Source organism: Shewanella sp. c952 (assembly GCF_019654975.1).
In the GTDB taxonomy this organism is placed as follows: Bacteria; Pseudomonadota; Gammaproteobacteria; order Enterobacterales; family Shewanellaceae; genus Shewanella.
Genome location: NZ_BPEW01000060.1, coordinates 1 through 13,994 on the forward strand (window position 1 = coordinate 1; position 13,994 = coordinate 13,994).

The 13,994-nt window shown below is 44.4% G+C and carries 8 protein-coding genes; 5 read left to right on the plus strand and 3 right to left on the minus strand.

The features are described from left to right. Positions 1–1,082 precede the first annotated feature (1,082 nt). On the plus strand, positions 1,083–2,072 hold the full coding sequence (locus K5R16_RS21465; RefSeq protein ID WP_220740389.1) for a helix-turn-helix domain-containing protein: 990 nt from the start codon (positions 1,083–1,085) through the stop codon (positions 2,070–2,072). 72 nt (positions 2,073–2,144) lie between these two features. Here the strand turns inward: K5R16_RS21465 and xseA are convergent, their stop codons facing one another. Continuing rightward, on the minus strand, positions 2,145–3,482 hold the full coding sequence (xseA, locus tag K5R16_RS21470; protein ID WP_220740392.1) for an exodeoxyribonuclease VII large subunit: 1,338 nt from the start codon (positions 3,480–3,482) through the stop codon (positions 2,145–2,147). A gap of 120 nt (positions 3,483–3,602) precedes the next feature. On the opposite strand from xseA, the gene guaB reads away from it, so the two are divergent. From guaB to tadA, 3 genes are all read left to right on the plus strand, one after another. Then, positions 3,603–5,075 carry an IMP dehydrogenase gene (guaB, locus tag K5R16_RS21475; RefSeq protein WP_220740394.1) on the plus strand — a complete coding sequence of 491 codons (1,473 nt, stop codon included), beginning with the start codon at positions 3,603–3,605 and terminating at the stop codon, positions 5,073–5,075. A gap of 125 nt (positions 5,076–5,200) precedes the next feature. Continuing rightward, entirely contained in the window at positions 5,201–6,778 is a 1,578-nt protein-coding gene (gene guaA, locus K5R16_RS21480; protein ID WP_220740396.1) for a glutamine-hydrolyzing GMP synthase, read from the plus strand. 178 nt (positions 6,779–6,956) lie between these two features. Then, a complete protein-coding gene (gene tadA / locus K5R16_RS21485) occupies positions 6,957–7,487 on the plus strand; it encodes a tRNA adenosine(34) deaminase TadA (RefSeq protein ID WP_259649976.1) in 531 nt (176 codons plus the stop codon). Between the two features lie 43 nt (positions 7,488–7,530). Here tadA and K5R16_RS22545 read toward each other — a convergent pair whose 3' ends face one another. Further along, entirely contained in the window at positions 7,531–7,653 is a 123-nt protein-coding gene (locus K5R16_RS22545) for a hypothetical protein (RefSeq protein WP_259649975.1), read from the minus strand. 83 nt (positions 7,654–7,736) lie between these two features. After that, the gene (gene mltF, locus K5R16_RS21490) at positions 7,737–9,158 is read right to left on the minus strand and encodes a membrane-bound lytic murein transglycosylase MltF (protein WP_220740400.1); all 1,422 of its coding nucleotides are present in this window, start codon (positions 9,156–9,158) and stop codon (positions 7,737–7,739) included. Between the two features lie 292 nt (positions 9,159–9,450). Between mltF and purL the strand changes: the two genes are divergently transcribed. Further along, positions 9,451–13,332: a phosphoribosylformylglycinamidine synthase gene (gene purL, locus K5R16_RS21495; protein ID WP_220740402.1), complete on the plus strand. Its 3,882-nt coding sequence runs from the start codon at positions 9,451–9,453 to the stop codon at positions 13,330–13,332. Positions 13,333–13,994 lie beyond the last annotated feature (662 nt).

Below are 13,994 nucleotides of genomic sequence, written 5' to 3' on the forward strand. Positions count from 1 at the left end.
GGAGTAAACGAGTTACCATAACTCGATGACGTACAGCCTGATGTCATTGTTGATAAAATAGCTATACAAAATATTGCAGCAATATTCATTCGTAATTTCATAACCTATCCTTGATTGATAATCTATAGAAAGCTAACAGCTTATTCATTAGTCGCTCGATAACGTTCTTAGCAACTCGTTAATTTTTTAACAAGCTATCACTGCTAAGGCATTGCTGTAAATAGATAATTTCTAAGTCTAGGTTACATAAATTGCCTTGTTGTGTGCGGAGAAAGAGAGCCTAGGGTGTTCAATGGGTCCGTGTATCACTTTTTTACATTTGTCATAAGTCTGATTTTTATAGGTTTTGTGAAATGTTAAAAAATTATCGATGCCTAGCAGGACAGTTTTTGGCATCTTTAATTGCGCCATCCTTGGCCATTCTGCGGTTTTCACCTGAGCTTCAAGATGGGAGGAATGCCTAACTCTGTAAGCAACGGGGCTGGATATGAAGGCCTTAACTGCATCTTCACTAGGTTATTAAAGAGTCAATACTTAGCACTTGTGTTTTAGCTTTAGCGGTTTTCCCGTAAACATCTGAGCCTAAAACTATTTCAATAAACTCAAAGAATCAAATCTCCCCCCGTTGGAAATTTTGCTTTTCAAATTTCGCCGGGGCGCTGAGGGATTGCCAAGGGGCGCAAGCGCTTTGCCCCTTGGCTCGGGCGTGGGCGAAGCGCCACGACTTTGATTTAGATTTGGTTTTGAATTCGAAGATAATAGCCATTAGTAATGGGAGCTAACACGTTTTGGGGCAAAAGAAAGTTGCAGACTTTTTATAAGCCCACGCAGCAATACCCAAAATACCATTCACGAGTAACCAGGCATGCAAAATAATCGTGCAGGCAATCTTTCACAGCCTAAGTTAATACTTACTTGCGAGTCTCAACTTAAATCGTTAGCTTTGATGCATAAACCTAAAATAAACCCCATTGCAACTAGGATGCAACCGCTGGTTGACACAATGTCAGTTGCAGTTGGTAGTGTGCAACTATCTGATTTAATAAGCTTAGGGCTAAATAACAGACCAAGGAATGAATCTAATGATTTTAGCAGACAAGATAATCAGATTAAGAAAACAGTGCGGCTGGTCGCAGGAGGAATTAGCTGAAAAGGTGAGTGTATCAAGGCAGTCAGTCTCTAAGTGGGAAAGCGCAAATAGCATACCGGACTTAAACCGAATAATAACACTGGCAGAGATTTTTGAGGTCTCAACTGATTTTCTACTGAAAGATGAAACCGAAGTCAGCGAGACTCAGGAAAGCGTGCATCAGACCCGTTCGATAAGTTTAGAGCAAGCCTTAGCCTATACAGATAAAAAGGTAGCAATGTCAGACATTATTACCAAAGGAGTGGTGCTTTGCGTGTGCTCTGTTGTACCGCTGTTTTTCTTTTTGGCGATGGCAGAGACCAATCGCTTAGGAATGACGGGGGATATAGCCGCGGTGATGGGGGTTATCTCAATACTCATCATGGTGTCTATAGCAGTCAGTTTTTTTATTAAAATTAATCAATATGAAGCAGATTTTGCTGTAATCGATAGCCAGCCTTTTGAGCTGGCTTATGGCGTTCATGGCGTGATCAGCGAGAAGTTACAAAAGTACAGAGCTACCTACAATCTCAGATTGTCTATCGCAATATTCTTGTTTATTTTCAGCTTTGTACCCTTGATGACAATCAGTATGTTCTTTAATGGCTCAGCTATCGTTTTAATCATGCTGATTGTTATGATGCTTATGATTGCTACTGGCATATATATCATTTCATCTGTTAGCGCTAAATACATGGCTTATACCAATATTTTAAAAGAGAGCGGCTTGAAAACAGCGAAAAGTAGGCGTGCTAAAAGAGCTGAAAAGCTGGCTGCATTTTATTGGCCGCTATTAGTGGCAATATACCTTGGCTGGAGCCTGTGGACGATGAATTGGGGCGTAACTTGGATAATCTGGCCTGTGGGCGCAGTATTTTTTATTGCTGTAGTCGGCTTAATGGAACTATTTGATAAAGATGATATGAATCGTGCAAATTACTAAGATATTTTACTTTGTTGATAGCGCTATCTAAGTCGCAGCCCCTCGGCGTGGAGGGGCGGGAAATATTACTGATTAACCTACCTCAGTCACCGTTGAGGTGACACTTCCATCTCGCAGACGTGTGGTTAGCGTATCGCCGACAACGGTATCATCAGCGGCCTGCAAAACCTTCCCTTTACCGTTTAAAGTAATACTATAACCGCGGCTTAGTGTTGCCAGAGGGCTTACTGTATCGAGCTGCTGCGCTCGATGCGCAAGGCGCTGCTCGGCTGTGGTAATTTTATCTGTCATGGATGTTTTGAGTTTTTCGGCTAAATAGCTCAATCGTTGACTCTCTAACGCTAACCGATGTTGTGGCGACTGGTTGTCGAGTCGATTACTCAATTGTTGTTGGGTAAGCGTTAAGCTATGCAGTTTTACTTGCAGGGCTTTATGCAGTCTGAGCTGCATCTCGTCAAAGGTTTGCTCATAGGTTTGTAAACGTCGCTGTGGATCTTGTTTTTGTAGGCGATGTTCGCAAGTTTGTAGCCTATTTTGCTGCTTTAACTGGTAATGCTGCCAACTTTGCTTTAAACGTGACAATAGCGCATTTAACTTCTGCGCTTTATTGTCGGCATCTTTTGACAATAACTCAGCACCCGCTGATGGGGTTGGTGCGCGCAGATCAGCAACATAATCACTAATAGTGGTGTCGACTTCGTGACCGACGGCTGACACCACCGGAATACCACTGTTATAAATTGTGTGCGCTAAGCCTTCGTCATTAAAGCTCCATAAATCCTCGAGAGAGCCACCGCCGCGGGTCACCAACAGTACATCGACTTCAGCGCGGGTATTGGCTAAGTTAATCGCATTACAAATACTGACGGCAGCGTCAGTGCCTTGTACTGGGGTTGGATAGATGATGACTTCTATTGATGAGTCTCGGCGGGCGAGTACATGCAATATATCGCGAATGGCGGCGCCGGTGGGCGAGGTCACTACACCGATGCGCTGAATATTATCTGGTAGTGGACGTTTGGTGTCGGTGGCGAACAGGCCTTCGGCGGCAAGTTTCATTTTGAGCGCTTCATATTGCTGAGCAAGCAAACCATCACCGGCTGGCAACATAGATTCAATTAATAGCTGATAATCACCTCTTGGTTCATAAACGCTAATATTGCCTTTAACGAGTACTTGTTGACCGTTAGCGGGTCTGAAGGTCACAGCTTGGTTGCGGCCTTTAAACATGGCGCAGCGGATCTGTGAAAAATTATCTTTAAGAGTCAGATACCAATGACCAGAACCGGGCGCAGCAAAATTTGAGATTTCAGCATTTAGCCAAATTCGACCCAGTTGTCCCTCAAGAAGTTGTCTGACTTCACCATTGAGTCGAGAGACGGTGTAAACGTTGTTTTTTGAGGTTTTCATTATTTTTTTACACACAAATGCTAATTAATGCCTATTTTCCATTTACCAACCCAGATATGCAAGGTATAATCTCGCCGCAATATTTCACCTCTAAATCCTACTCTCTTGGGGAGATGTTGCATGTTAAGATTAAAGAAAGAAGCGCTAACGTTTGATGATGTGTTGCTAGTTCCAGCGCACTCCACCGTCCTCCCAAATACTGCCGTTCTCAAAACACGTCTAACCAATAAGATAGAACTGAACACGCCTATTGTGTCTGCTGCGATGGATACCGTCACAGAAGCACGCTTAGCAATTGCGATTGCTCAAGAAGGTGGTTTAGGATTTATCCATAAAAATATGACGATTGAGCAACAGGCTGAAGAAGTTCGCAAAGTAAAAATTTACGAAGCGGGTATTGTTCAGCAGCCAGTCACAGTAACGCCGACGACCACTCTAGCCGATCTTAAAGTATTGACTGAAAAGAACGGTTTTGCTGGTTACCCTGTCGTTAATGATGCCCATGAGCTTGTTGGTATTATTACTGGCCGTGATGTGCGTTTTATTACCGATTGGAGCCGCACTGTTGATCAGGTGATGACGCCTAAAGACCGTCTTGTGACAGTACTTGAAGGTACCAAGCTTGATGAAGTTCAAAAGCTAATGCACTCTCATCGCGTTGAGAAAGTATTGGTTGTTGATGATAACTTCAAGCTTAAAGGTCTGATCACAGTAAAAGATTTCCAAAAAGCTGAGCGTAAACCTAATGCATGTAAAGACGAACTTGGTCGTTTACGTGTTGGTGCAGCAGTTGGCGCAGGTCCTGGTAACGAAGAGCGTGTCGACGCGCTGGTTCTTGCGGGTGTTGATATCTTACTTATCGATTCATCTCACGGCCACTCTGAAGGCGTACTGCAACGCATTCGTGATACTCGTGCTAAATACCCTGAATTGCAAATTGTTGGTGGTAACGTGGCGACTGCTGAAGGTGCTATTGCACTCGTTGAAGCTGGCGTTAACGCGGTTAAAGTGGGTATTGGTCCAGGTTCTATCTGTACTACGCGTATCGTAACCGGTGTTGGTGTACCACAAATTACCGCAGTATCTGATGCTGCTGAAGCGGTTAAGCATCTGAACATTCCTGTTATCGCTGATGGCGGTATTCGTTTCTCTGGTGATTTGGCTAAAGCACTTGCAGCAGGTGCATCATGCATCATGGCAGGTTCTATGTTTGCCGGTACAGATGAAGCACCAGGCGAAACTGAACTTTATAATGGCCGCGCTTATAAGTCATATCGTGGTATGGGTTCACTTGGGGCAATGACTCAAACACAAGGTTCATCTGATCGTTACTTCCAAAGTGATAACGCCGCAGACAAATTGGTACCTGAAGGTATTGAAGGTCGTGTTGCTTACAAAGGTAAGCTTAAAGAGATCATTCACCAGCACATGGGCGGCTTACGTTCATGCATGGGCCTAACAGGTTGTGGCACCATTAAAGAGCTTAACGAGAAAGCAGAATTTGTGAAAATCACCTCAGCAGGTATGGGCGAGTCTCATGTCCACGATGTGACTATCAGCAAAGAAGCGCCGAACTACCGTTCAGGTTCTTAAGGTTTGAGAAAGGCGACTATGACGGTCGCCTTTTATTTAGCTGTAAATTGCCTTGGCTATTGTCCGCCAAAAGCTAAATCGCTAAAAGATATTAGTTAAACAGAAAAATAAAGATAAGGTACCCCATGAGCAATATTCATGAGCATAAGATCTTAATCCTCGATTTTGGATCGCAATACACCCAATTGATTGCCCGCCGTATTCGTGAAATCGGTGTTTATTGTGAACTTTGGGCTTGGGACGTTTCCGAAGAGCAAATTCGTGGCTTTGCACCAAACGGCATTATCTTAGCCGGTGGTCCAGAAAGCGTGACTGCTGACAACTCTCCTCGCGCCCCAGAGTATGTTTTCAACGCTGGCGTGCCAGTGCTTGGAATTTGTTACGGTATGCAGACTATGTCTGAGCAGCTTGGTGGCAAGGTCATTCAAGGTGTTGGAGAAGGTGAATTCGGTTACGCACAAGTAGAAGTACAAACTGAATCTGCACTATTTAAAGCGATTGAAGATGCGGTAAGTGAAACGGGTAAGCCATTACTTGACGTTTGGATGAGCCATGGCGATAAGGTATCTGAGATCCCTGAAGGTTTCGTTACTGTAGCCAAGACTGAGACTTGCCCGTTTGCTGTAATGGCCAACGAAGACAAAAAATTCTACGGTGTTCAGTTCCATCCAGAAGTGACCCACACTCGCCAAGGTAAGCGCATGCTTGAGCATTTCGCGCTCGATATTTGTGGTTGTGATGCGAACTGGAAGCCCTCTTCAATTATCGAAGATGCGGTAGAGCGTTTAAAGAAACAAATTGGTGATGATGAAGTTATCCTTGGCTTATCGGGTGGTGTCGATTCATCTGTCGTTGCGATGCTTCTGCATCGCGCTATTGGCGATAAGCTGACTTGCGTATTCGTTGATAACGGTTTGCTGCGTTTAAATGAAGCTCAACAAGTGATGGATATGTTTGGTGATCACTTTGGACTGAATATTGTCCATGTTGATGCTGAAAACCGTTTCCTTGATGCGATGGCGGGTGAAGCTGAGCCAGAAGCTAAGCGTAAGATTATTGGTCATGTCTTTGTCGATATCTTCGATGAAGAATCAAAGAAATGTGCTAATGCTAAATGGCTTGCTCAAGGCACCATCTACCCTGACGTGATTGAGTCTGCAGGCAGTGCAACTGGTAAAGCACACGTGATTAAATCACACCATAACGTTGGCGGATTGCCAGATGATATGGAGCTGGGTCTGGTTGAGCCACTACGTGAACTGTTTAAAGATGAAGTACGTAAGATTGGTTTAGAGCTAGGTCTTCCGTACGACATGCTTTATCGTCACCCGTTCCCTGGACCTGGTCTTGGTGTACGCGTACTTGGCGAAGTTAAAAAAGAGTACTGTGATTTACTGCGTTTAGCTGATGCGATTTTCATTGAAGAGCTACACAAAGCCGATCTCTACAATAAAGTGAGCCAAGCGTTTACTGTGTTCCTACCGGTTCGCTCTGTTGGCGTTATGGGTGATGGCCGTAAATACGATTGGGTTGTAAGCTTACGTGCGGTAGAAACTATCGACTTTATGACGGCTCATTGGGCTCATTTACCGTATGACTTCTTAGGTCGTGTATCTAATCGAATCATTAATGAAATCGACGGTATTTCACGTGTCGTTTATGATATTTCAGGTAAGCCACCTGCGACAATTGAGTGGGAATAAACTTCCACTTATCATGATTAAAAAATAAAGGTGCTTCGGCACCTTTTTTATTTTGTACCACAATTGGTAGAATGCATTTCTATAGCTACTTTACAATTAGATAAACTGCGAACCAGCGGAGATACAATTGTCAGAACACGATACTCCTGCCCAAAAGGCCAATACTGAAACCACATCGATTGACGCTAAAGAACAAGCTAACGATGATAGTCGCTTTATGAAAATGGCGATGGAGATGGCGGCTAAAGCGGAAGAGAAAGGCGAAGTGCCAGTGGGTGCCGTTTTGGTTAAAGATGGTGAAGTGGTTAGCGCTGGCTTTAACTACAGCATCGGTTTGCATGATCCAAGTGCTCATGCTGAGATGCAATGTATCCGCCAAGCAGGTAAATTGCTGGAAAATTACCGTCTATTAGATACTACGCTATATGTCACGTTGGAACCCTGTGCTATGTGTGCTGGTGCCATTGTTCACTCTAGAATTAGCCGATTGGTTTATGGCGCGAATGATGAGAAAACGGGCGCGGCAGGCACGGTAATTGATATTGTGCGCCACCCTGCATTTAATCACCAAGTAGAGGTCACCGCAGGGGTGAGAGACGTTGCATGTAGCGAACAGCTTAGTGCATTTTTCAAACGTCGAAGAAAAGAGAAAAAAGCCGCCAAAGCGTTGGCTAAACTTGAATCTTCTGAACTCGCGGGTAAGGGGTAGTCGTTATTAATATTAGCGCTAAAATTGAAAATCTAGCACTGGATTAATCTGTTGGTCTAATAAAAACAAAAAACTGCTTTTGTCTATTGAGTGTTTTCTGGTGACGTGCTTTTAATTGTGTGCGGCGACGAGCCGCCATATTGTTTATCGCTCTTTTTTTCATCATCTATCTCCTTATTTTACCTTCATACCAACTTACAGCAATATGATGAATTTTAAATGAATGGCAAAAAATAAAGTTCAGCGCTTCTATTGTGGTTGGGCCCCTTCCATTGTTTGGCCACTGTTATCTGCTGTTTGGGTCACATCATTTTTAAGATCAAGCAATATGTTTTGATTATCAATCCACACTAATGTGTCGTAGTAACGGCGAATACTGTCGACATAGTGCACAGCTTCATTGCCGCGGGCATAGCCGTATCGAGTCTTTTTGTAATGTTTTCTTTTTTGTAACAGCGGTAATACTTCTTTAATGTCACGCCAAGCACTGGGGTTAAGTCCCATTGATTGCGCCAGTTTTCTTGCATCTTCAACATGACCAAAACCAATATTGTAAGAGGCGAGGGCAAACCACATACGTTGGCTCTCGGGGATAGATTCAGGCAAGCGTTCAAGCATACTGTTGAGGTACTTAGCACCGCCTTGAATACTTTGGTATGGATCAAGTCTATTTTTAATTCCAACTTGTTTGGCGGTCGGAAGGGTAAGCATCATCAGTCCGCGTACACCGGTGGGTGAGCGGGCATTAGGGTTCCAGTGCGATTCTTGATATGCGGTAGCAGCGAGTTTGCGCCAGTCGATATCACCTGCATACTTCTCAAAGGTTTCTTGGTATTTGGGTAACTTATTATCGATAGCACGGATAAAGGCACGGGTATCGACATAGTCAAAACGTTTGACGTGGGCAAAGTACTTTTCATTTAAATGTGCAAGGGTGCCGCTGCGCTTTTCTATGTGCCAAAAGGCCAGCAACTTACTCATTAATAGATCGCTATTGTTAGGTGGCAGTAACCATACCACCGGCTGCTTCTCTTTAAGGACGGCGCCTTCACGTAGTTCAGGCATAAAGCGCCTGTTAATATCTAAGCTGGTGGAGTCAGCGATGGTGTACTGCAAGTCGCCACTGGCAATCATCGCCAATAACTCTTCCGAGTCTTTATCCTTTTCCTGTTTCCAAATTAGATTTGGATTGGATATTTGTAGTTCGCTTAAAGTATCGACAAACGAGGAGTCGGTGATAACGGTTATGTCGCCCTGAAGATCGTTTATATCTTTTGGTGGTCGCGTGCCTTGCCTGTATACCAACACCTGGTTTACCCGATAGAGCGGAGGGCCGACTCTGAATTTTTCTCGTCTTGAAGGTGTATCAGCCAGACCTGCAGCGATAATATCTATTTTTCCAGCTCTTAGCGCGCCGTATAGCTCGCTAATATTGGCAAACGGCTTCATTTTTAACTCAAGGTTGAGGTACTTGGCAAATCTAGAGGCCATCTCATAATCGTAACCAGATTCCCCCTGACCGGAGCTAAAATAGATTTGTGGGCCAAATAAGGTGCCAACAACTAACTCTGTTTTTGGCTCAATGACGGCAACTTGCTTTTGTTCCACGACCACCTTCTGGCAGGCAGCCAGTAAGGTAATACAGCAGAAAATTAAGCAAAGCTTTCTCATCATTATTATTAGTTAGCGCCTAAATTATAAGGAAATTGTGCTTGATTATATCACAGTATTAAAAGGTGTATGAAAACAGCTATTTTGCATAAATGCCACTGGTATTAGTATGACTCCAAATCGAAATTTTGCTTGAAATATCGACGTCATTTCTACAAAAAATAAGCTGCGCTTTTTTCTATACAGGAAACACTGTTTTGTATAGCGACTGCTAATGATTTGTGGCAAACATTTCCCTATAATAGCGCCAGATCTGACCCTGCAATTATAATTTATAAGGTGAAAAGACGTGATGGAGATCATCCGCGGAGCCCCTGCACTTTCGGCGTTTAGAGTACAGAAGCTTATGCAAGCTTGTGAGTCGGCAGCACTACCTGTGCGCCAAATCTATGCCGAGTTTATCCACTTAGCTGATTTGAAAGAATCGCTAGAAGAAAATGAAAGTCAACAGCTTGAAAAAATCTTAACCTATGGCCCTGCTATTGAAGCACACCAGCCTGAAGGTAAGCTCCATTTTGTCACGCCCCGCCCCGGTACAATTTCTCCTTGGTCTTCTAAAGCAACCGATATTGCCCACAACTGTGGTCTTGATAAAGTCGTGCGCTTAGAGCGTGGTATTGCATACTACGTCATTGCTGATGAGCTAACCGCTGCGCAAACTAAATCGCTACTTGCACTGTTACATGACCGCATGGTTGAAGTTGTTGTTAATGACTTTAATGCGGCTGATGTATTGTTTGCTCGCACTGAACCTGCAAAATTTAAAAGCGTAGATATTCTAGGGCAAGGGCGCAGTGCGCTCGAGTTGGCGAATACTAGCTTAGGACTCGCGCTTGCTGAAGATGAGATTGACTATTTAGTTGAGAACTTCAAACAGCTAGAACGTAACCCTAATGATGTCGAGCTAATGATGTTTGCTCAAGCAAACTCTGAGCATTGTCGTCATAAGATCTTTAATGCAGATTGGACAATCGATGGCGAGGTTCAGCCAAAGTCTTTGTTCAAGATGATTAAGAACACCATGGCTGTTACACCCGATAATGTCCTCTCGGCTTACAAAGATAACGCCGCAGTAATGACGGGTTCTACAGCTGGTCGGTTCTTCCCTAAGCAAGATGGAGTCTATGGTTATCACACTGAGCCAATGCATATCTTGATGAAGGTTGAAACTCATAACCATCCAACCGCGATTAGCCCATACCCTGGCGCAGCGACCGGCAGCGGTGGTGAAATTCGTGATGAAGGCGCTACAGGTCGTGGCTCTAAGCCAAAAGCAGGTTTAACCGGCTTTAGCGTGTCAAACCTTAAAATCCCCGGTTTTGTTCAGCCATGGGAAGCGGATTATGGTAAACCAGACCGCATCGTTACAGCACTTGATATTATGACTGAAGGCCCACTTGGTGGCGCAGCATTTAATAATGAATTCGGTCGTCCAGCGCTTGTGGGTTATTTCCGTACTTACGAGCAGGAAGTCAACAGCCATAATGGTGTTGAAGTTCGTGGTTACCACAAACCGATTATGCTTGCGGGTGGTTTAGGTAATATTCGCGAAGAGCATGTCCAAAAAGGCGAGATCACTGTTGGTGCAAAATTGGTTGTACTCGGTGGTCCTGCAATGAATATCGGTCTTGGGGGCGGTGCGGCGTCTTCGATGACATCTGGCCAATCAAGCGAAGATTTAGATTTTGCTTCAGTACAGCGTGAAAACCCAGAGATGGAACGTCGTTGTCAGGAAGTTATCGACCGTTGCTGGCAGATGGGTGACGCAAACCCAATCCAATTTATCCACGATGTTGGTGCAGGCGGCTTGTCGAATGCGTTCCCTGAGTTAGTTGATGACGGCGGACGTGGCGGTAACTTTGAGCTACGTAAAGTGCCTTCTGATGAGCCAGGAATGAGCCCACTAGAGATCTGGTGTAACGAGTCGCAAGAGCGTTATGTGATGTCGATAGCACCCGAAAATATTGAGCTGTTTACCCAAATTTGTCAGCGTGAACGAGCACCATTTGCCGTCGTTGGCGTGGCAACGGAAGAGCGTGAGTTAATCCTCAGCGATGAACACTTCGAAAACCACCCAATTGAGCTTCCTCTAGAAGTACTTTTAGGCAAAGCGCCTAAGATGAGCCGTGACGTTGTGAGCGCGAAAGCTAACTCAAGCGCATTGGATCAAAGTGGTATTGCAGTTAAAGAAGCGGCGCATCGTTTGTTACGTTTACCAACGATTGCTGAAAAGACCTTCCTTATTACTATTGGTGATAGAACTGTAACCGGTCTAGTTAACCGTGACCAAATGGTGGGCCCTTGGCAGGTCCCTGTTGCTGATTGTGCGGTAACAGCATCAAGCTATGATGCTTACGTTGGTGAAGCAATGTCGATTGGTGAGCGTACGCCGCTAGCACTACTCGATTTTGGCGCATCAGCACGTATGGCCGTCGCGGAGTCAATTTTAAATATCGCCGGTACTGATATCGGTTCATTCAAGCGTATTAAGCTTTCTGCTAACTGGATGTCGCCTGCAGGTCATCCTGGTGAAGATGCTGGTCTTTATGAAGCAGTTAAAGCGATTGGCGAAGAGCTTTGTCCAGACCTGTCGCTAACTATTCCAGTCGGTAAAGACTCGATGTCGATGAAGACGGCCTGGGAAGATAATGGCGTACAAAAAGCCGTGACTTCGCCAATGTCGCTAGTGATTACCGCTTTTGGTGTGGTGCAAGATGTTCGCAATACTGTAACGCCAGAACTGCGCACTGACAAAGGTGACAGTGAACTGCTGTTGTTAGATCTTGGTCTTGGGCAAAATCGTCTCGGTGGTTCTTGTTTAGCACAGGTTTACAGTGAGCTGGGTGATATCGCACCGGATCTTGATAACTCTGCTACGTTGAAAGGCTTCTTTGAAGTGATTCAGCCATTAGTGGCTGATAAGTCAATAATTGCTTACCACGATAGAAGTGATGGTGGTTTATATACTACGCTAGTTGAGATGGCGTTTGCCGGACACACGGGTCTAAATGTTGATTTGAGTGCGCTAACGGGTACTGATGTTGAGCGTTTATTTAACGAAGAGCTTGGTGCTGTTATCCAAGTTCGTCGTGAAGACTCTGCAGCGATTAGCGCGAAGTTTAATGCAGCAGGTGTGGCTTGTCATAAGGTTGCTGAGCTGACTGATACAGATCAAATTGCTATCTTTGATGGTGAGCGTGAAGTGTTAACGGAAACACGTACTTCATTGCGTACTATTTGGGCTGAAACTACGTACCGCATGCAGTCACTGCGTGACAACCCTGAGTGTGCTAAAGAGGAACATGCGCTTAAGCAAGACACTAATGACTTAGGTCTTACCGTTGATTTGAGCTTTGATCCAAGTGAAGACGTCGCTGCGCCATTTATCTTAAAAGGTGCTGCACCTAAGATGGCTATTTTGCGTGAGCAAGGGGTTAACTCACATATCGAAATGGCAGCGGCATTTGACCGTGCAGGCTTTGAGTCTAAAGATGTGCACATGAGTGATATTCTTAGTGGTCGCATTAGCTTAGAGGAGTTCCAAGGTTTAGTTGCTTGTGGTGGTTTCTCATACGGTGACGTACTTGGCGCGGGTGAAGGCTGGGCTAAGTCTATCCTGTTTAATGCGCGTGCTCGTGAGCAGTTTAGTCAGTTCTTCGAACGCGATGATAGCTTCTCGTTAGGTGTGTGTAATGGTTGTCAGATGCTGTCTAACCTGAAGGACATCATTCCTGGCACGGATTTGTGGCCACACTTTGTACGTAACCGCTCTGAGCGTTTTGAAGCACGCTTTAGTTTGGTTGAAGTACAAAAGAGTCCATCGTTATTCTTCCAAGGTATGGAAGGCTCGCGTATGCCGATTGCTGTTTCGCACGGCGAGGGACGCGCTGAGTTTGCATCTCCTGAAGCATTAGCAGCAGCAGAAGCGTCAGGGACTGTTGCACTGCGTTATGTTGACGGAAATGGTCAAATAGCCACTCAGTACCCCCAAAACCCTAACGGCTCGCCAAATGCGATAACTGCATTGAGCTCGACCGATGGTCGTGTAACGATCATGATGCCGCACCCAGAGCGTGTATTTAGAACGGTTGCTAACTCATGGCACCCTGATTCATGGGGTGAAGATAGCCCATGGATGAGAATGTTCCGTAACGTTAGAAAATCAATTGGTTAATTAGTTTTAGCGTATAAATGCGCTAGTATTAGCAGCGAAAAAGCCTCTAAATATTTAGAGGCTTTTTTTATGGCAAAAAGTTGACTGAATAAAAGTATGGATTAACAGGCGATTAGTATAACTTTAGCGATGTATGTAATGCTAATTCAACGGGTTTTGTCGCGATGACATGAAGTGAGGGCGTTAAGTTTACTTATGGTAAGTTACTGATTAGAAACAGCTCGAAAGGAGATAGAGTAGTGCTGTCATTTTGTCACATAAAAAAGCCCCCCTTAATACTAAGGGGGGCCGCTTTGCGCTAACAAAACTTCAAGATTTAATCTTGCAAAGACAGCTTGGTTTAAAGCTCTCTTGAGGTATAAAGCTCAACGAAAACACGCTGGTAGCTGCTAACTAGACGTTCAAAAAATGTGTTCATAATGGTAACTCCACGTTTAAATGTTGATGATAAGCGGAGTCAGTCTTTCCGGGCTACTTCACCGGGTTAACTTGACCGTCTCCTTAACTTGGTGCCTATTTTAGGTTAGCGTCCGATTTAGATCAAACGAGAAAAAATGCTAATTAAGATTAGAATTTCTAATCACATTTATGTCGATTTATTTTTGGTGGTTGTAGGTTTTAATTTTAAGTTATTGTTATTGTTGTGGTTTACGTATATCAAT

Bases quoted from the DNA above. Each gene is read 5' to 3' on its own strand.
- K5R16_RS21465 (WP_220740389.1), top strand. From the start codon at position 1,083: ATGATTTTAGCAGACAAGATAATCAGATTAAGAAAACAGTGCGGCTGG.
- xseA (WP_220740392.1), bottom strand. From the start codon at position 3,482: ATGAAAACCTCAAAAAACAACGTTTACACCGTCTCTCGACTCAATGGT.
- guaB (WP_220740394.1), top strand. From the start codon at position 3,603: ATGTTAAGATTAAAGAAAGAAGCGCTAACGTTTGATGATGTGTTGCTA.
- guaA (WP_220740396.1), top strand. From the start codon at position 5,201: ATGAGCAATATTCATGAGCATAAGATCTTAATCCTCGATTTTGGATCG.
- K5R16_RS22545 (WP_259649975.1), bottom strand. From the start codon at position 7,653: ATGATGAAAAAAAGAGCGATAAACAATATGGCGGCTCGTCGCCGCACA.
- mltF (WP_220740400.1), bottom strand. From the start codon at position 9,158: ATGAGAAAGCTTTGCTTAATTTTCTGCTGTATTACCTTACTGGCTGCC.
- purL (WP_220740402.1), top strand. From the start codon at position 9,451: ATGGAGATCATCCGCGGAGCCCCTGCACTTTCGGCGTTTAGAGTACAG.